Annotated in this window: 18 protein-coding genes and 2 pseudogenes; 9 read left to right on the top strand and 11 right to left on the bottom strand. The window is 71.8% G+C overall.

Features of this window, described 5'->3' with window-relative positions; translation table 11 throughout:
* Together G567_RS31210 and G567_RS0124275 are read left to right on the top strand one after the other, a co-directional pair.
* Positions 1-490: pseudogene (locus G567_RS31210) on the top strand (hypothetical protein); the annotation flags it as partial.
* A gap of 230 nt (positions 491-720) precedes the next feature.
* Entirely contained in the window at positions 721-2,289 is a 1,569-nt protein-coding gene (locus G567_RS0124275; RefSeq protein WP_028931968.1) for a serine/threonine-protein kinase, read from the top strand.
* A gap of 23 nt (positions 2,290-2,312) precedes the next feature.
* Here G567_RS0124275 and G567_RS0124280 read toward each other — a convergent pair whose 3' ends face one another.
* Complete coding sequence (locus tag G567_RS0124280) at positions 2,313-3,428, bottom strand: alpha/beta hydrolase (protein WP_222595687.1); 1,116 nt, start codon at positions 3,426-3,428, stop codon at positions 2,313-2,315.
* Positions 3,429-3,474: 46 nt separating this feature from the next.
* Entirely contained in the window at positions 3,475-4,029 is a 555-nt protein-coding gene (locus G567_RS0124285) for a VOC family protein (RefSeq protein WP_028931970.1), read from the bottom strand.
* Between the two features lie 97 nt (positions 4,030-4,126).
* Here G567_RS0124285 and G567_RS36955 point away from each other — a divergent pair.
* Both G567_RS36955 and G567_RS36960 read left to right on the top strand, forming a co-directional pair.
* Positions 4,127-4,702, top strand: a pseudogene (locus G567_RS36955) (LLM class flavin-dependent oxidoreductase); the annotation flags it as partial.
* A gap of 62 nt (positions 4,703-4,764) precedes the next feature.
* Positions 4,765-5,190: an LLM class flavin-dependent oxidoreductase gene (locus G567_RS36960; RefSeq protein WP_342662941.1), complete on the top strand. Its 426-nt coding sequence runs from the start codon at positions 4,765-4,767 to the stop codon at positions 5,188-5,190.
* Positions 5,191-5,246: 56 nt separating this feature from the next.
* Here the strand turns inward: G567_RS36960 and G567_RS0124300 are convergent, their stop codons facing one another.
* The gene (locus G567_RS0124300) at positions 5,247-6,224 is read right to left on the bottom strand and encodes a 3-keto-5-aminohexanoate cleavage protein (RefSeq protein WP_028931972.1); all 978 of its coding nucleotides are present in this window, start codon (positions 6,222-6,224) and stop codon (positions 5,247-5,249) included.
* A gap of 209 nt (positions 6,225-6,433) precedes the next feature.
* On the opposite strand from G567_RS0124300, the gene G567_RS32530 reads away from it, so the two are divergent.
* Genes G567_RS32530 through G567_RS0124320 form a run of 4 tightly spaced genes read left to right on the top strand, consistent with a single transcriptional unit; the run spans position 6,434 to position 10,011 of the window.
* Positions 6,434-7,369 carry an LLM class flavin-dependent oxidoreductase gene (locus G567_RS32530; RefSeq protein WP_051233519.1) on the top strand — a complete coding sequence of 312 codons (936 nt, stop codon included), beginning with the start codon at positions 6,434-6,436 and terminating at the stop codon, positions 7,367-7,369.
* 41 nt (positions 7,370-7,410) lie between these two features.
* Positions 7,411-8,466, top strand: coding sequence for an AraC family ligand binding domain-containing protein (locus G567_RS0124310; protein WP_051233520.1), 1,056 nt, complete (start codon positions 7,411-7,413; stop codon positions 8,464-8,466).
* Between the two features lie 24 nt (positions 8,467-8,490).
* Positions 8,491-9,225, top strand: a complete 735-nt coding sequence (locus G567_RS0124315) for a DUF6081 family protein (protein WP_028931974.1) — start codon at positions 8,491-8,493, stop codon at positions 9,223-9,225.
* A gap of 60 nt (positions 9,226-9,285) precedes the next feature.
* Complete coding sequence (locus tag G567_RS0124320; RefSeq protein WP_028931975.1) at positions 9,286-10,011, top strand: FadR/GntR family transcriptional regulator; 726 nt, start codon at positions 9,286-9,288, stop codon at positions 10,009-10,011.
* On the opposite strand, the gene phtC is transcribed toward G567_RS0124320, so the two are convergent.
* From phtC to G567_RS0124360, 8 genes are all read right to left on the bottom strand, one after another.
* Positions 9,978-10,757 carry a 3,4-dihydroxyphthalate decarboxylase gene (gene phtC, locus G567_RS31225; RefSeq protein WP_051233521.1) on the bottom strand — a complete coding sequence of 260 codons (780 nt, stop codon included), beginning with the start codon at positions 10,755-10,757 and terminating at the stop codon, positions 9,978-9,980. The two genes, G567_RS0124320 and phtC, sit on opposite strands and share 34 nt — an antisense overlap.
* On the bottom strand, positions 10,754-11,539 hold the full coding sequence (gene hcaB / locus G567_RS0124330) for a 3-(cis-5,6-dihydroxycyclohexa-1,3-dien-1-yl)propanoate dehydrogenase (protein ID WP_028931976.1): 786 nt from the start codon (positions 11,537-11,539) through the stop codon (positions 10,754-10,756). Before hcaB ends, phtC begins: the two co-directional genes overlap by 4 nt.
* The gene (locus G567_RS0124335; RefSeq protein ID WP_028931977.1) at positions 11,536-11,817 is read right to left on the bottom strand and encodes a hypothetical protein; all 282 of its coding nucleotides are present in this window, start codon (positions 11,815-11,817) and stop codon (positions 11,536-11,538) included. The genes hcaB and G567_RS0124335 overlap by 4 nt, the downstream gene beginning before the upstream one ends.
* On the bottom strand, positions 11,814-12,395 hold the full coding sequence (locus tag G567_RS0124340; protein WP_028931978.1) for a 3-phenylpropionate/cinnamic acid dioxygenase subunit beta: 582 nt from the start codon (positions 12,393-12,395) through the stop codon (positions 11,814-11,816). Before G567_RS0124340 ends, G567_RS0124335 begins: the two co-directional genes overlap by 4 nt.
* Entirely contained in the window at positions 12,392-13,723 is a 1,332-nt protein-coding gene (locus G567_RS31230; RefSeq protein ID WP_037058049.1) for an aromatic ring-hydroxylating dioxygenase subunit alpha, read from the bottom strand. The genes G567_RS0124340 and G567_RS31230 overlap by 4 nt, the downstream gene beginning before the upstream one ends.
* A 102-nt stretch (positions 13,724-13,825) precedes the next feature.
* On the bottom strand, positions 13,826-14,581 hold the full coding sequence (locus G567_RS31235) for an IclR family transcriptional regulator (protein ID WP_245585783.1): 756 nt from the start codon (positions 14,579-14,581) through the stop codon (positions 13,826-13,828).
* 79 nt (positions 14,582-14,660) lie between these two features.
* Positions 14,661-16,553, bottom strand: a complete 1,893-nt coding sequence (locus G567_RS31240; RefSeq protein WP_161631754.1) for a S9 family peptidase — start codon at positions 16,551-16,553, stop codon at positions 14,661-14,663.
* A 93-nt stretch (positions 16,554-16,646) separates the two neighbouring features.
* A complete protein-coding gene (locus G567_RS0124360) occupies positions 16,647-17,423 on the bottom strand; it encodes an MBL fold metallo-hydrolase (RefSeq protein WP_028931979.1) in 777 nt (258 codons plus the stop codon).
* A 99-nt stretch (positions 17,424-17,522) separates the two neighbouring features.
* Here G567_RS0124360 and G567_RS31245 point away from each other — a divergent pair.
* Positions 17,523-17,810, top strand: a 288-nt coding sequence (locus tag G567_RS31245; RefSeq protein WP_154667184.1) for a helix-turn-helix domain-containing protein, incomplete at its 3' end; no start/stop codon positions are given.

The following is a 17,810-nucleotide window of genomic DNA, read 5'->3' on the forward strand; positions in this document are numbered from 1 at the left end:
GTCGAAACACGAGCAAGGACCACCGATGATCACTACCCGCTCGTGGTCGGGTATTCCATCGCCCGGCTGCTTCATTAACTCGGACACACCTCAGCCGGCGGCCGAATACCGCGAACCCACCGACGACGAGTGGCGCGAGTTCGAACAGCACTTCGAACTGCGCAAGCTCGAACTCGGCACCTGCGGACGCCCCTACGGCAGCCCCTGCAAACACGAACACGCCTGCATCCGCTGCCCCATGCTGCGGGTCGATCCCCGCCAACGCGCCCGCCTCATCGAGATCACCCGCAACCTCGCCGACCGCATCGACGAAGCCCGCCACAACGGCTGGCTCGGCGAGATCCAAGGACTCCAACACAGCCTCGAGCAGACCAAATCCAAGCTCGTCCGCCTCGACCGCACCCGCGCCCGCACGAGTTCCACGCCCAGCTGGACCGAACTCGGCATGCCCACGAGCCGCTCGGCAACCGACCCACAAGGAGCCCGATGACCAACACGAACCCATGGACACTCCCGCTTCGGGAGTCTCAGTCCAGTAAAAAACTGGGTCTGCCGCGCTGAGCCGGTGACGGTGCATCATGTCAGCGGCGCTTCGTCGATGCGGTCAACGCGCGATCACCGGGGGTGGCGGATGCCGCCGCCGCGGACACCTTTTCGATCGATAGGATCAAGGGGCCCGGTGGGCCGAGCCTGTCCTTGCGATCCCTACGCTGGAGTTCCATGAGCCCGTCCGACTCCGATGCCACCCGCGTCGGGAATCGCTACCGGCTCGACGAGCGCATCGGTGCCGGAGCGATGGGGGCGGTCTGGCGGGGGACCGATGAGCTGCTCAACCGCACCGTCGCGGTCAAGGAGCTGCTCGCGGCCGCCTCGCCCAGTGCCTCCGGCGGCGACGCGCTGGAGGAGGCCCGCCAGCGCATCCTGCGCGAGGGCCGCATCGGTGCGCGCCTGCAGCACCCGCATGTCATCAGCATGTTCGACGTCGTGGTGCACGACGACCGGCCGTGGCTGGTCATGGAGTACCTGCCCTCGCGGTCGCTGGCCGCGGTGCTGGCCGAGAAGGGCCCGCTGCCGCCGCGCGAGGTCGCCGCCTTCGGCCGGCAGGTCGCCGACGGGCTGGTCGCCGCGCATTCGGCGGGCGTGGTCCACCGCGATATCAAGCCGGGGAACGTGCTCATCGCCGAGGACGGTCGCGTGAAGATCACCGACTTCGGGGTGTCCCGGGCAGTCGACGACGTCCAGCTCACCCGCACCGGCATGATCGCCGGGACGCCCGCATTCCTCGCACCCGAGGTCGCTCGCGGCCAGCAACCCACGTCTGCCTCGGACATCTTCGCGCTCGGCGCCACGCTCTACGCATCCGTGGAGGGCGAGCCGCCGTTCGGGCTCGACGACAACGCCTATGCCCTGCTGCACAAGGTCGCCACCGGTGCTGTGCGTCCCCCGACCGAGGCGGGCCCGTTGACGGCGCTGCTCATGCGGCTGCTCGCGATCGACCCGGAGTGCCGCCCGACCGCCGCACAGGCCCGCGACGCGCTGGCCGCGATTGCGGCGGACCGCGTCCCGACCGGTCCCGCGGTGGAGGGCGACACCGCGGTGCTCGTCGAGCCGGGTCCCGCGAGCCCGGTTCCCGCGCGGCTGAGCCCACCGACGCTGACCGAGGTCCCCGTCGCGGCGTTCCCCGGGCCGCCCTCGCCCCCGGGGAGCACCCCGGGGGACGCCTCGGCCGCACCGGATGGTGCCGACCGCCGCCGGCGGCTGCGGATCCCGATCCTGATCGGCTCGCTGGTGCTGCTGGTCGTGGCCGTGGGCGTCGTGATCGGGCTGCTGCGCACGTCCGGTACCACCGCGAGCGGTGCCCTCCCACCCACTGCGGCCGCACCCGCCACGAGCGCCGCCGCACCGACCACGACGCGCCCGCCCGCAACCCGTCCGAGCCCCACGCCGACGACGGCCCCGGCGACCACCTCCGCCCCGGTCGTCGCCGGTGACGCCGTGGCCTTCGTGCAGCGCTACTACGGGATGCTGCCGAACCAGGTCGACCAGGCGTTCGCGCTGCTCAGTCCCACCGCGCGGGCGCAGTCCGGCGGTATCGAGGGCTATCGCAGCTTCTACGACCGGCTCAGCGCGGTGGCGGTCGAGTCGGCGCGGCCGGTCGGGAACAACGCGGTAGCGGCCACGATCGTGTTCACCCGCAAGGACGGCGTGACGACCCGCGAACCGTACCGGTTCGTCGTCGGCGCGAGCTCCGACGGCGAACCGATCCTGCAGTCCTTCAGCCGCGCCTAGACCGACGTTGGTCGCGTTCGATCTCACGCCCCGCGCCGGCCCAGCCAGCCACCGAGCAGGTCGGCCAGCTGGGATCGGGCTCCGGCCGGTTGGGTGAAGTAGTGGTCTCCGGCCAGCAGCTCGAGGGTCTTGTCGTCGGCGGCGAGCCCGTCGAGGATGCCGCGCGCATCGTCCTCATGGACTCCGGCGTCGCCGCGGGCGTGCACGACGAGCGAGGGCACGCTGATCCGGGCCAGATGCGGCGCGGCGCGGCACTGCGAGGTCTGCAGGCTCCACATCGACAGCCAGGTACGCAGCGTGGACTGCGTCGCGATGCCGGTGACTCCGTAGTTCGCGGCCTGTGGGTCGCCGCGGTAGCAGTGCCGCGGGGGACGTTCCGACGGCTCGATCTCGGGGTCTATCATCCGCAGGTCGGCCCAGGTGCGGTAGGTCTGGAAGAGCCGATCGGTCGCGCGGGTCGTGGCCAGCCGCTCGAGCTCGGCGTGCACCCAGTCGGTGATGTGCTGGTTGCGGGCCCGCTGGGCCGCCCGGTAGCGGCGCTGGAACTCCACCGAGAACGGGGGCCCGTTGGCCGGGTCGAAGGGGTCCAGCGCCGGGTCGAGGGACAGCGGATCGGTCTCGTCGCTCACCGAGGGATCCATCCAGGCGGTGAGCACCTCGGGTCGCCCCGGATGGGCGGCCAGCGCGATGTAGAAGTCGGCGGCGGGCAGGTCGGCGATGGCGTCGGCAGCCTTGGTGCTCGAGGCTGTGACGTTCGGCGCGACGGCCTGCGACTGGTAGGCGGCCATCAGCGAGCCCCCGCCGGAGTTGCCCAGCAGCACGACCTGCTCGACACCGGCCTGTTCGCGCAGCCAGCCCACCCCGACCGCGATCTCGGCGAGTGCGTGGTCGAGCAGGAAGTAGGCCTCGGCGCCGCGGAACCGGGTGTTCCAGCCGAGGAAGCCGTAGCCGCGCTCGGCCAGGTATGGGGCCAGGTAGTGCTCGGCGAAGTCGACGTTGTAGTGCGTCGCGATGAATGCGGTGCGGGGTCGACGGCCGGTCGGGGCGTGGTAGACGCCCTGGCAGGGGTACCCGCCTGCGCCCGCCCGCGGGGCCAGCGGGGAGGGCAGCCCGAGGAACTCGCGGCGGACGTCGGTCACGGGCGCAGCGCGGCCCACGCCGCGCGGATCGGGGCGGCCGGGATCATCAGATCGACGCGGGAGCCGTTCGGTCGGCCGCCGTGCGCGGCGCGTGCCGCACGTCGTCGACGGTGAAACTGCGCAGCCAGCAGGCGAGCTCGAGCAGGATGCCGTCGGGGTCGATGAAGTAGAAGGACCGGACGAACACACCGGGGTGCAGCTCGCTCGCCCGTCCGCTGGGGCTGTCGTCGTGGTCGAGGATCGGGCTGACCTCGACGCCCTTGGCGGCGAGCCTGCGGTGACAGTCCTCGAACGTCTCGGGCGGCACGCTGAACGCGACGTGGTTCATCGAGCCGACGGCGCTGACGATCTCGCCTTGGTCGGGACGGGCCGCCGGCGCGGAGACCCCCGGGATGCCGTCGGGGGCGTCCGGGAACCAGAAGAAGGCCAGCGTGTCACCGCCGCCGCAGTCGAAGAAGAAGTGCTGTCCAAGGCCGCGCGGCAGCTCGATGGTCTTCACCAGCGGCATCCCGAGCACGTTCGTGTAGAAGTCGACGGTCCGTTGCATGTCCGAGCAGACCAGCGCCAGGTGGTTGACCCCACCGAACTGGAACTCACCCATATCGGGCCTCCTCGTCGCTGCGGAATGCAACCGAGCCTAGTTTCGCGACGCAATCTGCGGAAGACTTTTCTGCACACCGGTGAAACGGGAGGTGCTCATGTCGGATCTGCTCGGGATCTCGCTGCCCACCAGGACCGGGCTGTCGGCGCGCGAGCTGGGCAGCCTGGCCCGGCGTGCCGAGCAGGCCGGATACGCGGCGGTGTTCCTCGCCGAGGGCGGCAGCGACGTGCTGGCGCTGTGCCCGGCGGTGATCGAGGCGACCGAGCGGGTCGTGGTGGGGACCGCGATCGCCAACGCGCACCTGCGCCCGCCGGCGCTCGCCGCGATGACGGCGGCGACGCTCGACGAGCAGTCGGGTGGCCGGTTCGTGCTCGGCCTCGGCGTCGCGACGCCTGCGCTGAACCACCATCAGCTCGGGCTGCCCCGGGTGCCGCCGCTGGCGATGCTGCGCGACTACGTCGGGGTCGTCCGGGCCGTCCACCGTGGTGAGACCTACGACGGGCCGGTATACCGGCTGGCCGCGCCGTTGCCGCTCGACCGGCCGCCGGCGCGGCCCCGGGTGCCGGTGTACCTGGCCGCGCTGCGGCCCCGGATGGCGGCGCTCGCCGGCGAGATCGCGGACGGCGTCGTGCTCAACCTGATGTCGCCGCAGCAGGCCGCTGCCGCGGTGCGGACGGTGCGGTCCGCACCGCGGCCGACGCCGGTCGCGACCCGGACGAGGTCTCGATCAGCTGCGTGCTCCAGTGCTGCGTGGCCGAGGATCCGCGGCGCGCGGAGGCCGCGGCCCGGGCGGTGGTGCTGCGGTTCCTCCGGCACCCCTCGGCGGTGCTGCTGTTCGCCGAGCACGCGACGGTCGCCGAGCTGGAGGAGATGCAGCGGGGACTGGCCGCGGGAGACACTGAGGGCGCCGCCCAGGCGGTGCCCCAGTCCGTCGTCGACGCGTTCGTGATCTACGGCGACCCCGCGACATGCCGGCGGCAGCTGGCCGACTACCGGTGTGCCGGGATCGACCTGCCGGTGGTGTTCCCGATGCCGGTCGCGGGAAGCTGGGACGGGGTGCCGGAGGCGACGATCGCCGCGTTCGCGTCAGCTTCGTCGGAGCCGGGTGAGCTCGTGGCGCCAGGCGGTGGCGGTGGTGAACGACGCGCCGAGGTCGGGTAGCTCGGCGAGGTCACGCCTCACCCCTTGGCGCGCGTCCATGGTCTCCCGCCCTGCCGTCAGCCTCGTCTCGGCAGACCGATCATGGCTCGGTACTCGTCGGCGGTGGCGGGCTGGCGACCGAGCTCCTGGGCGATCGTGCGGGCGCGGGAGAACAGCTCGAGATTGCTCTTGTTGATCTCGTCTGCGTTCGGGTGCTTCCAGAGGCTGTCCTCGAGGCCCACCCTGATGTTCAGGCCCATCATGGTCGCGAGGGTGGTGATGTAGAGCCCAGCCCGGCCGGCGTTGCAGACGGTGATGGCGGCGTCGGGGTCGAGTTGGCGGATCTGGTCGACCATCAGGAACAGGTGGGTGGCCATCGACCGGGTGTCGTTGACCCAGGCGCCGGAGATCAAGGTCCGACCGGCGTCGACGGGCAGGCCGTACAGGACGATCCAGTTGGTGCGGGGGCCGGTGAGGATGCCGGGGTCGAACAACCGGCGCTTGGCCAGCTCGACCTCACCCGAGCTGTGGATGACGATCTCGGGGCTGACGCCGTGCTCCAGCAGCGTCGCCACTGCGGGCTTGACGAAGGCCTCGGGGTGCCCTGCGGCACAGGGCGCGACCTCGGCCTGTCCGGCCACCGCGGGGCTCAGGCATTCCTCGAAGGTGGCGCCGTTGAGCACGTTGAGGTTGGCCACGAACGCGTCGCCGAACCGGGCCCGCAGCGGCTCGAGCACCAGCCCGTAGGTCTCGGTCGGCGGCAGGTCCTTGTCCAGCCGGCGACCCATGGAGTCGGTGACCCAGGTGAAGTCGATGTGCACCCCGCAGGCGCCGGCCTCGATGACCTGCGAGGCGGCGTCGACGTACTCCTCCAGGTCGACGGGGTGGTCGGGTGCGGAGCCGGCACCGGCGCGTCCGGCGACGGCGACGTTGATCGCGATCCGCTCCGGCACCTCCCAGGGAGGCTGGACGGTCGGCTGCGCATGGAAGGCGTAGCCCTCCATCTCCTCGCGAGCGGCGTCCCACAACGAGGGAAGGGTCGACGGCTGGCTCACGGTGGCTCCCTTCGGCGGCCGGTAGGCCGGGACCAGTGGCGAAGAAGATGGAAAGGTTCAATGTTCGGGCGGACGGTACCCACCGGGGGTCGGCACGACAAGGAGCCAGTCGGGGACAACTTCTGAGAAACAGAAATCTCCTCTCGACCCCTTGAAAGTTTGAATCTTTCGGTCTTCACTGTGGTCCACGTCATACGCGGGGAGGGGTCGTGGGGAGCTCACCGGGATCCACGCCGCCGGGCGTCGGTCTGGTCCTGCCACCGGCCGTCCGGCCCGAGGTGCTCTGGCCGGCCGTCGAGATCGCCGACGCGTCGGGGTTCGACTCGGTCTGGGTCACCGACCGGACCCTGGCCGGCGTCCCATGGCTCGACTCGCTGACGCTGCTCGGTGCGGTGGCCGCGCGGACCAGGATCGCGCGGATCGGCACGTCGGTGCTGGCGGTGGGGCGCCGCAACCCCGTGTACACCGCCCACGCGTTCGCCACGGCACAGTTCCTGTCGGGCGGGCGGCTGATCGCCGGGATCGGGCTCGGTGGGCTCAACCCCGCCGAGTACCACCTCGCCGAGATCGCGCCGGCGCGGCGGGCTCCGCTGACCGATGAGTACATCGGCCTGCTGCGCCGGCTGTGGAGCGAGGGCGGGGTGACCCACGACGGCCCCGGGTACCGATGCGAGGGGGTCGATCTGCTGCCCCGACCCGAGACGCCGATCCCGATCTGGGTCGGCGGAAACTCGCCGGGCGCCCACCGGCGGGCGGGTCGGCTCGGTGACGGCTGGCTGTCAGTGTTCGCCGGGCCGGACCAGTTCGGTGCGGGCTGGAGCGAGGTCGTCGGGCACGCCCGGGCCGTCGGACGCGACCCGGCCGATCTGACCGCCGCGGCGTACGTCTTCGCGGCGATCGGTCGTACCGAGGACGAGGCGGAGGCGGTGCTGGGCCCGGCCATCCGCTCCTTGTTCGGTGCGCCGCTGGAGCAGTTCGCCTTCGCCTGCCTGTGCGGAACCCCCGAGCGCTGGCTCGACACCCTCGGCCGGTTCGGCGAGGCGGGTGCACGGCACGTGAACGTCCTGCTCTACAGCCAGGACCTTCCCGGGGACGTCGAGCTGATCTCCAAGGCGGTGCTGCCGCGTCTCGACGGAGCAGCCTGACCACGCACCGCGACGAGAACGATGAGGACAGGAGGACGCCGATGAGCGCGCCGACGGACGGACCCGGACCAGGCAAGCCCCCCAACATCGATCTCTACACCCGCAACGGGTTCGCCGGACCGATGGCGACGATCGCGCGGGCCCAGTACTCACCGCCCTACACGCGAGTGCAGGGGAGCTACGCGCCGCGTCGCTTCGACGTGTACGACGTGGCGGACGCGGCTTTCGCCGAGTCGCGGGCCCTGCCGGTGGCGGTGCTGAAGGGGGCCGGGGTCACCGTGGAGGTGGCGCGGCGCAGCGAGCCGACCGCGTTCGCCGTCCGCAACGTGCTGGCCGACGAGCTGCACTACGTCCTCGAAGGCGCCGGTGAGCTGCATACCGACTTCGGGGTTCTGCAGGTCAGGGCCGGTGACTTCGTGCTGCTGCCGCGCGCGGTCACCTACCGCTACGCCCGGATCGACTCGCCGCTGCGCGAGATGATCGTGGTCACCGACAGCCAGCTCGCCGTGGACCCGGAGAACGCACCGGGGGTGCTCAACGTCGAGCTGCACGTCGACGCCCCCGTGCCGGATCCTTCGATCGACCGCGGACCCGGCGAGTACGAGATCATCATCCGGCACGGCCGCGAGTTCACCTCGTACTTCTACGACTACGACCCGCTGCCCAGCCTCGCGGTCCTCGGCGCGCCGATCGTCCGCCGGTTCAACATCGAGAACGTGCACGGCCTCGGCGTCGAGAAGGGCGGTCTGATGCCGCCGCGGCTGATCAACGACACGACGACCCGGACGATGGTCTACTACCTGGGCAACCGGCGCAGCGACCGGCCGCCGATCCACCACAACGCCGACTACGACGAGGTCATCTTCTACGTGGCAGGCCCCGGTCACTACGGCGCGGTCGACAAGCCCGGAACCGTGACCTGGACGCCGAAGGGCATCATCCACCAGGGCCCCGAGGAGGACGTGCCCGAGGGCTACGAGGCCTGGCTGCTCGAGACCCGCGCGCCGCTGTCGCTCACACCCGCGGGCCGGGAGATCGGCAGGCTCATGGAGACCGGCCAGTTCGACATTCACCCCAGCGTCGGCCAGCCGGCCTGACCGTCGCCGCTCAGGGAGTCCACCATGACCCAGACCGCCGGCCCGACCACCGTCTACGACGAGTTCACCGGTCCCGAGCTGGACATGTCCCGCTGGTGCTACCTGCAGTACCCACCCGGTCCCGACGGGACCGCGTGGACGTGCGCGGAACCCGGCGCCCGTACCCAGGTCGACGACGGGACCCTGAGCATCCACGTCGAGCGCTTCGAACGCGCGCACGACCAGGTCCAGATCATGGACAACCCCAAGCACCTGCTGCTGTCCACCGAATCCTTCACCGTGCCCACCGGCGGCGCCGCCACCTTCGCCATGGAGATGGCGGCCACCGGCATCAACGCCGCGCCACGCGACTACCGCGACGGCTTCGCCTCCATGAACGTGCTCGACATGGCCTCCGGCTGGGTGTTCGACGCCTGCGCGACCGGCGACACCGTCTTCTCGATCTACGAACGGCTGCCGATGCCCGGGGTCGGGCGCCCGTTCACCTACGTCATCGAGCACCCGCTCGCGGGCCTGGAGGTCGCGCCCGGCCTGGCGCACCGCTACGAGATCACCCTCGACGCCCGCCGCGGCGCCGCCGAATGGCGCGTCGACGGGCACCTGGTCCACGACGTGCGCGGCGTCGAGATCCCCACCCGGGTCAACGTCGGACTCGGCCTGATCACGCTGCACCCCGTCGCCGACGGACGCAGTCGCTCGCTGCGCGGGCAGGGCCTCTCCGCCTCGTTCGGCCCGATCAGCGTGCGTGTCCACGCGTGACGCGCCGGGAGCTGCTCACTCACTAGGATGTTGCGACAGGGCAGACGGCGGAGGCGGTTGGTGACGACGTTCAAGCCGGCGAGGCAGACGCGGCTGTACCAGGACGTCGCCGCCCAGCTGCGGGAGGCCATCCTGTCCGGCCGGTTCGCTCCCGGCGACCGGCTCCCCACCGAGCGCGAGCTGATGAGCGAGTTCGGCGTCAGCCGCGCCGTGGTCCGCCAGGCCACGATGAACCTCGAGCACGAGGGCCTCGTCGAGGTCCAGGTCGGGGCGGGCGGCGGGACATTCGTGCTGGAGCCGGGGATCGACGCGGTGTGCCGGGCCTTCGAGAACCTCTTCCGCCACCGTGGGGTGGAGCTGCCCGACTACCTCGCCGCGAAACGCGTCCTCGAACCCGCGCTGAGCGCGGCGATCCTCGCCAACAGCGGACCCGACCTGCACCAGCGGCTCCAGGACAACCTGCACCGCTTCCGTACCGGCATCCAGACGGGCCTCGACGACCACGAGATGTTGCGGCTGAGCCTGGAGTTCCACGAGCTCTTGGTCCAGGCCACCGGTAACCCGGTTCTCGAGGCGCTCATCATCTCCCTGGTCCGGATGGGGGAGCGGGTGCCCGCGTTCACGATGAGCACGCGCGCGGACTGGCCGCACATTCTGCGCGAGCACGAGCAACTCCTCGAGGCCCTCCGCCGCCGCAGCCGCACCCGGTTCAGCCGGCTCATGCTCGCCCACCTCGACACGGTCGAGGAGATCTACGACGACACCCCGCAGATGCCCGCCTCCTGAGCCGGCACCCCATCGAGCCGGGCGAGCTCGTGGCGCCAGGCGGTGGCGGTGGTGAACGACGCGCCGAGGTCGGGTAGCTCGGCGAGGTCCTCCGGCGGCAGGTCGGTGAGGGTGCCGCCGGCGCCGGTGATGCGCAGCGACAGCCGGGCGAGCCGGTCGATGCTGATCGCCTGCAACACGGCCTGTTCGACGCCGCGGCCGGTGCTGGTGAGGCCGTGCGCGCGCAGCAGCACGACGGGCCGCCCGCCCATGGCGGCGACCATGTCGGCGGCAAGGCGTCGGTCGCGGATCAGGACACCGCGAGGATAGGTGGGGATCCCGCCCGCGGCGAGCCGGGCGCCGGGGATGTCGAATGCGCCGACGATGGGGCGGATCGCGAGGCCGGCCAGGTCGGCGGCGACGACGTCGGGCGGGTGGGCGTGCACCACGGCGGCGACCTCGGGACGGGCGCGCAGCACCTCGGTGTGCAGTGGCAGCTCGTTGGGTGGGGCGTAGCCGCGGTCGAGCTCGCCGGTCGCACCCGCCTGCCCGTCGAGATCGACCAACCGGATATCGGCGTCGGTGGTGAACGCAAGGCCGCGTTCCTGCGGGCCGCGGCAGCGAACCAGCAGCCGGTGGGTGTCGATGCGCAGGCTGACGTGCCCGAGGATGCCGTCGGCCAGCCCGCGGGCGGCCAGCACCCGGCAGGCCTGGGCGACCAGGGTGCGCAGCGGGGCGAGTTCGCTGCTCGCCGGGGGTTCGGTCACGCCTTCACCGCGACCCCGCCGTCGGGGTGGATCACGTCGCCGGTGATGCCGCGGGAGCGTTCGGAGGCCAGGAACACGTAGCTCCAGGCGTGGTCGTCGCCGGAGAGCGCGACCCGCAGCGGCACCCGGGCGGCCAGCTCGGCCTCCCGGTTGGGCACGTCTCCCAGCCTGCGGGAGTCGAGCCCAAGACTGACCGGCCCGCGTAGGTCGGTGTTCAGGGTGCCGCCGGGGGCCACGGCGTTGACCCGGATGTTCGGGGCGAGCTCGTGGGCGAGCGCGGTGACCAGCCCGCGCACGGCGAACTTCGACGCCACATACAGCACCCCGCCGCGGCCGGGGTAGTAGGCCGAGGTGGACGCGGTGAGGATGATCGAGCCCCGGCTGGTTCGCAGTGCGGGCAGGGCTGCCTTGACCGCGTGCAGGTGGCTCTTGACGTTGACGGCGAACATCTCGTCGAACGCGTCGTCGATGGACTCGGCGTCGAGCTCGCCGAGGCCGCGGTAGAAGTCGAACATCCCGACGCAGCCGACGAGCACGTCCAGACCGCCGAACGCGGCCACCGCCGCGGCGACGGCCTCCTCGTTCGCGGCGCGGGTGGTGGCGTCACCGGCGACGACCGGCAGCCCGGGGATCTCCGCGGCGAGCGTGTCGCATTTGGCCGGGTCGCGTTCCAGGACGGCGACCCGGGCGCCCTCGGCGCGGAAGGCGTCGACCACGGCCCGGCCGATCCCGGAGCCGGCCCCGACGACCAGGGCGCGGCGCCCGTCCAGCCACCCGGTCACGACTCGTCCTCGTCGTCGGAGATCAACGGTGCGAAGGGGTTGCCGATCATGGCCGAGAACGTCTGCGGGTTCTGCCAGGTCAGCGCTTCCAGCTCCAGCGGGCACAGCGCCACCCACTGCCCGGATTTCGGCGACCCGATCAGCAGCCGCGACCCGTTGCGGGTCTCCACCCGGCACACCCGCACCTCGGCGAACTCGTTGCCCAGCACGATCTCCTCCCCACGCTGGTGGGCGAGCAGATCGCGGCGCCGGGCGTCGTCGTCCGGGTGCCGTGTCAAAGGAAGATCGCCAGGTTCTGGGTGCGCAGCACCGCGTCGTCGACCAGGATCGTGCGCCGGGCCAGCAGCCAGCCCGTGCCGCCGGGCATGCGGCGCAGCAGGTCCTCGCGTCCGGCGGAGATCAGCGCAGGCTCGCGCACGTCCCCGCGGCTGCGATACAGCAGCACCCCGGAGTCGACCACGAGGTGGTCGGGGTCGGCGGTGGCGAACGTGCGCACGTTGGTGAGGTGGTGACGCAGCCGCGACGGCGGGTCCTCGGTCCAGGCGTGCTGGGTGCAGAACCGGGCCGCCCGCCGGGACAGCGAGTACTTGTCCTCGTCGAAATGCGCCATCCCGGGCGCGCAGTCATAACCGGCGCCCAACGCGGTGGTGACCCGCACCGGCATCAGATAGTGGATGTCGGCGGTCAGCAGCTCCAGCCAGGCGTCGTAGCGCTGGGCATCGAGGAGATAGGCCTCGTCGACCAGCCACCGGTGGGCCTGCAGGTGTCGCTCGTCGGAGAACGGCAGCGACCCGCCGCTGCGCTGGATCGGCGAGGCGTGCCCACCGAGCCGGGACGGCGCCGAGTGCGCGCTCATGCTCGCGCCTCCAGATGGTCGGCCCAGCGCTCCAGCAGATGGCGCTGGTTGTACTCGCCGTAGCCGACGCGGGCCACCCCGGGCCCGGCGAACCGCTCGCGGGGCAGCGGCGCCACCACCTCGGTGTCGTCCTCGAGAAGCCCCATCCGGCTGTTGAGCAGCAGCCGCCGCGCCATCGCCCCACCCGCGGTGCTGGTCAGTGACACCCAGTTCTCCACGTCGTCCTGCTCGAACATTCCGGTGGAACCGAAACACATCAGGTAGGCCTTGTAGGACAACGCCTTGAACCGCTCGGGTGCCTGGGCGTCCACCGCGAACCAGGACAGCACCTCGGTCTCGTCCGGCCCGATCGGCTGCCAGGTACGGATCGAGATGAACGGCAGCACCTCCTCGGAGTCCGCCACCCGCGGCCAGTTGTGCACCAGGCTCAGATTCGGGAACACCGACGCCGCGGACACCATGAACCCGTCCCGGCCGACGACGTCGAGCTGCGCGGTCGACCAGGTCTGTTTCATCGTCTCGATCATCACGTCGGGATAGCCGACGTAGCGCAGCCGCTCCTCCAGCGTCCCGGGCGGCAGCTTGTAGGTCGTACCCCCGCCGTTGCCGGCCCAGTAGGTGGCCCCGTCCTTGCGCTTCTCCGCCTTCGGCTCCCGAAACAACCCGATCTCCACCACCGACGTGTGGGTCTGCGGGGTGTGGTACATGTCCCCGGCGAAGTTCTCCGCCCCGATCTTCCAGTTCGCCCTGATCCGCCAGCGCTGCGGGCCGCGCAGCTCGATCCCGCCGGGCGACTGACGGGTGTAGTAGTCCAGATAGAACGCAAAGTCCCCGAGGTAGTCGTGCAGCGGCGGCGCGTCCGGATCCAGGCTGAGGAAGATCAGGCCGTTGTAGGTGTCCAGCGACGGGGCGGGCAGCAGCGTCTGGCCCTTCCGTGGGAAACCGGCCTCCCCGCCGTAGGCGTCGCGGTGGAACGGCAGCCCGACCAGCCGGCCGTCGTTGCGGTAGGACCAGCCGTGGTACGGGCAGCGGAAATGCGAGGCGTTGCCCATCTCCGCCCGGCACACCTGCATCCCCCGGTGCAGGCACATGTTGAACAGCGCGCGGACCCGCCCGTCCTCGCCGCGGGCCACGATGAACGAGTCCGCGAGCACTCGCCGCACCACATAGTCGCCCGGCTGGGGCACCTCGGACTCGTGCCCCACGAACACCCACGCCCGGCCGAACACCTGCTCCCGCTCCAGCCGGAAGATCTCCTCGTCGTTGTAGATGTGCGCCGGGATCATCCCTCGCCGCACCTCCGAGAAGAGACGGGCCTGATCGGTCATCGGTGAACCCCCACCTGATTTCTCTCTGCTGAGCAGAGCGTCACTCCGTTTATGAGAGTCACGGACGGGTGCGGGTGTGTCAAGGGGCGAGAGGGCGAGCGTTCAGCCGTGCAGCAGCTGCGCCGCCTCGTCGACCGTCGCGAGCAAGCGGGCTCCGATGGCCTTCTGGCCCTCGGCGGACATCCGACTGGCCGGGACGGCGATGTTGAAGGCGATCCGCGCCGGAGAACGGCGAAACGGGAACGCCACCGCCACCGAGGACACCCCGCGCTCGCTCTCCTCCGCGCTCGTCGCGTAACCGCGGGCGCGCACGCCCTCCAGGTGCCGTTCGAGCTCGTCGCGGCTGCGGATGCTGTTCTCGGTCAGGCCCTCCAGCTCCTGGTTCGGGTAGAGCGCGTGCAGTTCCTCGATCGACAGCTGCGCGAGCAGCGCCTTGCCGGTCGAGGTGGAGCTCGCGGGCATCGACCGGCCGAGCCGCGACGCGACGCGGACGGCCTGCGGGCTCTCGATCGCGTCGATGAACCGGACCGTGGCGCCGTCGAGCAGTCCGAGGTGCACGGTCTCGCGCAGCTCAGTGTTGAGCCGCTCGAGGTAGGGGCGCAGCACGCCGCGGAAGTCGAAGCGCTGCAGGATCGCGAACGCGACGCCGGTCAGCGCGGTCCCCGGCCCATAGGCCTTCGTGCGCTCGTTCTGCCGGACGAACCCTCGATAGGTGAGCATGGCCAGCAGCCGGTGAGCGGTCGACGACGCCACCCCGAGGTACTCGCTCACCTCGGTCAGCCGCAGCTCGGAACGCTCGCCCAGCAGCAGCAGGACCTTCAGAGCGTTGTCCACCGACTCGATGGGGTACTGCGGCACCCGAACACCCGCCGGTGCACCGACTACCGCATCGGCTCTCTTCACAGCAGAAGCCTAACGCGGACGATCGAGGCACACCTCAGGCCGTGCGGGAGCCGATCCCGCACACGTTGTCGCTCACCCACCGCACCACCTCACGCACGAGCGCCGCGCGGTTGGCGCTGCCGCGAACCTCGTGGCCCTCGTCGTCGAACAGCAGGAAGCCGGGAGAGGCGCCGTGCTCACGCAGCGCAGCGACCACCTGCTCGGCCGCGTCGAGCGGCACGCGGGTGTCCTGCCGCCCGTGCACCACCAGCAACGGCGCCACGATCCGGTCGATCCGATGGATCGGTGACAGCTCGTGCAGCAGCTCACGGTCGGTCTCGGGATCGCCGTAGGCGGGGGCGACGGACGCGACGACCCAGGGCTCGGTGCTCGCGTAGAACGACGCGAAGTCGGCGATGCCGGACATCTCCACGCCGACCCGGAACAGCTCCGGGAACCCGGCCAGCGCCGCGAGCGTCAGATGGCCGCCGTCGCCGTGCCCGGCCACCCCGATCCGGGCGGAGTCGGCCAGCCCCGAGCCGGTCAGGAACGCCGCGGCCGCACGGATATCGGTGACCACGGCGAGGCGATCGGTCCGCGACGAGCCGCGGCCGACATCGCGCAGGGTCGGCGCGAACACCGTGATGCCCTCGGCCACCAGCGCCTGGAACAGTGATCGGAACGACGGACGCTGCCGCGCTCCGGCGCGGCCGGGCAGCCAGATCAGCGCCGGGGTGGCGCCCATCGCGCCGCGCGGCCGGAACAACCAGCCGCTCAAGGTCAACCCGTCCTCCGCGCGGAACTCGTGCAGGGTCGGCGCGACCAGGCCGTCCAACGCCTCCTGGACGTTCTCCGGCGGCTCGGCCGGCAGCACCGGGAAGGCCTGCATCGCGGGGACACCGGGATGCAGGTCGATCCGCTCCAGCTGCGGCGGTGTCGCCGGGCCCTCGCTCGCCAGCAGCAGCGTTCGCCCGTCGCCGGTGAACGCCACCGCGGTGACCACGTCGCCGGACGGCTCGGGCAGCGGCCCGGTCAACCCGGACCGCAGGTCGAGCAGCTCCAGCTCGCTGCGGCCGTCGACGTTCCACACCACGGCGGCGTGTCCGCCCGCCGGGTCGAACGCGACGAGGTCGAGGTCGTCGTGGGCGCGGGCGGCCAGCGGCTGCGCCATCCCCGGCACCCCGTCGGAGAGGCTCACCGACAGCAGGGCCGCGTGCTCGCGGCCGGTGTCGGTGTGCAGGAACAGCCGACTGCCGGTGAGATCGAGATACGCGTCGGCGACGCCCGCGTCGCTGCCGGGAAGAAGGTCGGTCCGCCCGCCGGTGCGCAGATCGATCAGCTCGAGGCGCCGCGTGCCGCGACCGCCCACCCGGACGACGACCCGATGGCCGTCGCCGCTGACCGCGCACACCCTCGGCGCCGGGCCGCTCGTCAGCAGGGTGGAGGTGCCGTCGCGCAGGTCGATCAGGCAGGCCTGGCCGTCACCGTGGTCGGGGGAGTAGATCGTGACACCGAGGTGACGCCCTGCGGGTGACCAGGAGCCGAGGGTGACCGCGGCGGCGCCCGGGGCGATCTCGTGGTGCCCGGAGCCGTCGGGGGAGACGAGCACAACCCGGGTGTGTCCGCTGCCCCCGGGTGCGAGCTGGCAGGCCAGCCACGTCCCGTCGGGCGACCAGCTGATCGCCTGGACATCGGCGGGCGTCGCGGGATCGAGCCCGGTGGGCAACGGCCAGTCCGGTTCGTCGACCGGCGTGGCGGACAGCTCGCCCACCCAGGCACGCGGCCTGCCGTCCCGGTCGGAGATCCAGGCGATCCGCGAACCGTCGGGGCTCGGGGCCGGATCGGAGTAGGTGGCGGGGAAGAGCGCCTCGGCCTCCGGGCCGAGGACGCCGCCGAGCTGGGCACGCCGACGCGCGGCGAACGTCGTGGTGACGTCGATGTGGTCCATCGACACCTCCTCCAGAGCATGCCGGGTGCCCTCGGCGGAACGGAGACGGGCCATCGGCCCGCTGCAGAGAATCGTGCAGGAGGCCGACCCGGGTCAACTTGACCACCGCACACCCGGGAACGGGGAGCGGCGCTGCGCCTCGGCCGCGTCCAGCGAACCCGTCGCGACCGCGGCGTGCAATGCGGCGATCCGCCCGAGCGCGTCGCGCTGGTCGGCCACCTCGGCCGGGGTCATCGGCTCGCCGTGCCCGGGGACGACGATGCGCGGACCGAGCCCCAGCAGCGCGGTCAGCGTGGCCGGCCAGTCCTGCGGGAACGCGTCACCGAAGTCGGGTGGCGCGCCTTGTTCGGCGAGATCGCCCGCGAAGACGACACCGGCGTCGCGGACATGCGCGACGATGTCGTGGTCGGTGTGTCCGCGGCCGAGATGACGCAGCTCCACGCTGCGGCCGCCCAGGTCGACGACCGCGGCCGGATCGACCGACCCGTCGGGCACGACCGGGACGGTCGCGGCGAGCGCCTCGGCCGTCCCGGCGTCGCGGAGGCGGTAGCGGGCGACCCATGCGGCGCGTTGGGCGTCGGCGGTGGCGCGCAGCGCGGCGACGCAGCCCGGGTGCGCGTGCACCGGGCAGGGCAGGAACGCGGCCGTGCCGAAGCAGTGGTCGAAATGCGTATGGGTGATCGCGACGACGATCGGCAGCGTGGTCACCGTCCGGACCGCGGCGGCCAGCTCCGCGCCCTGCCGCTCGTCGCCGCGGGTGTCGATGACCAGCGCGCGCTCGGTGCCGAGCACGAGTCCGGTGGTGAGGTCCAGCTCGGTGTGCCTGCGGGCCAGCACCCCCTCGGCCAGCTCGCACCAGTGGGCGCTCATCCGCGGGGTACCGCGCGGCGGTGTTGGTCGGGCGGCTGCATGGGCCGCACGCTAGTGTCTTGCGCCTGAAATTCGTTGATGATGTCTAGTATGGGCGTCGTGGCACGCACGGGACGGCCGGTGGCCGCGGTGACCTTGACCGACGACGAACGGGCGACTCTGGTGCGCTGGTCGCGGCGGGCGAAGTCGTCGCAGGCGCTGGCGCTGCGATCGCGCATCGTGTTGGCCTGCGCGGACGGTGGGTCCAATCAGGACGTGGCCGCCGATCTCGGGGTGTGGCCGCAGACGGTGGGCAAGTGGCGGCGCCGCTTCGTGGAGGCGCGCCTGGACGGCCTGTCCGACGAGCCGCGGCCCGGTGCTCCGCGCACGGTCACCGACGAGCAGGTC

The organism is Pseudonocardia asaccharolytica DSM 44247 = NBRC 16224 (assembly GCF_000423625.1).
GTDB classification, from domain to species: domain Bacteria; phylum Actinomycetota; class Actinomycetes; order Mycobacteriales; family Pseudonocardiaceae; genus Pseudonocardia; species Pseudonocardia asaccharolytica.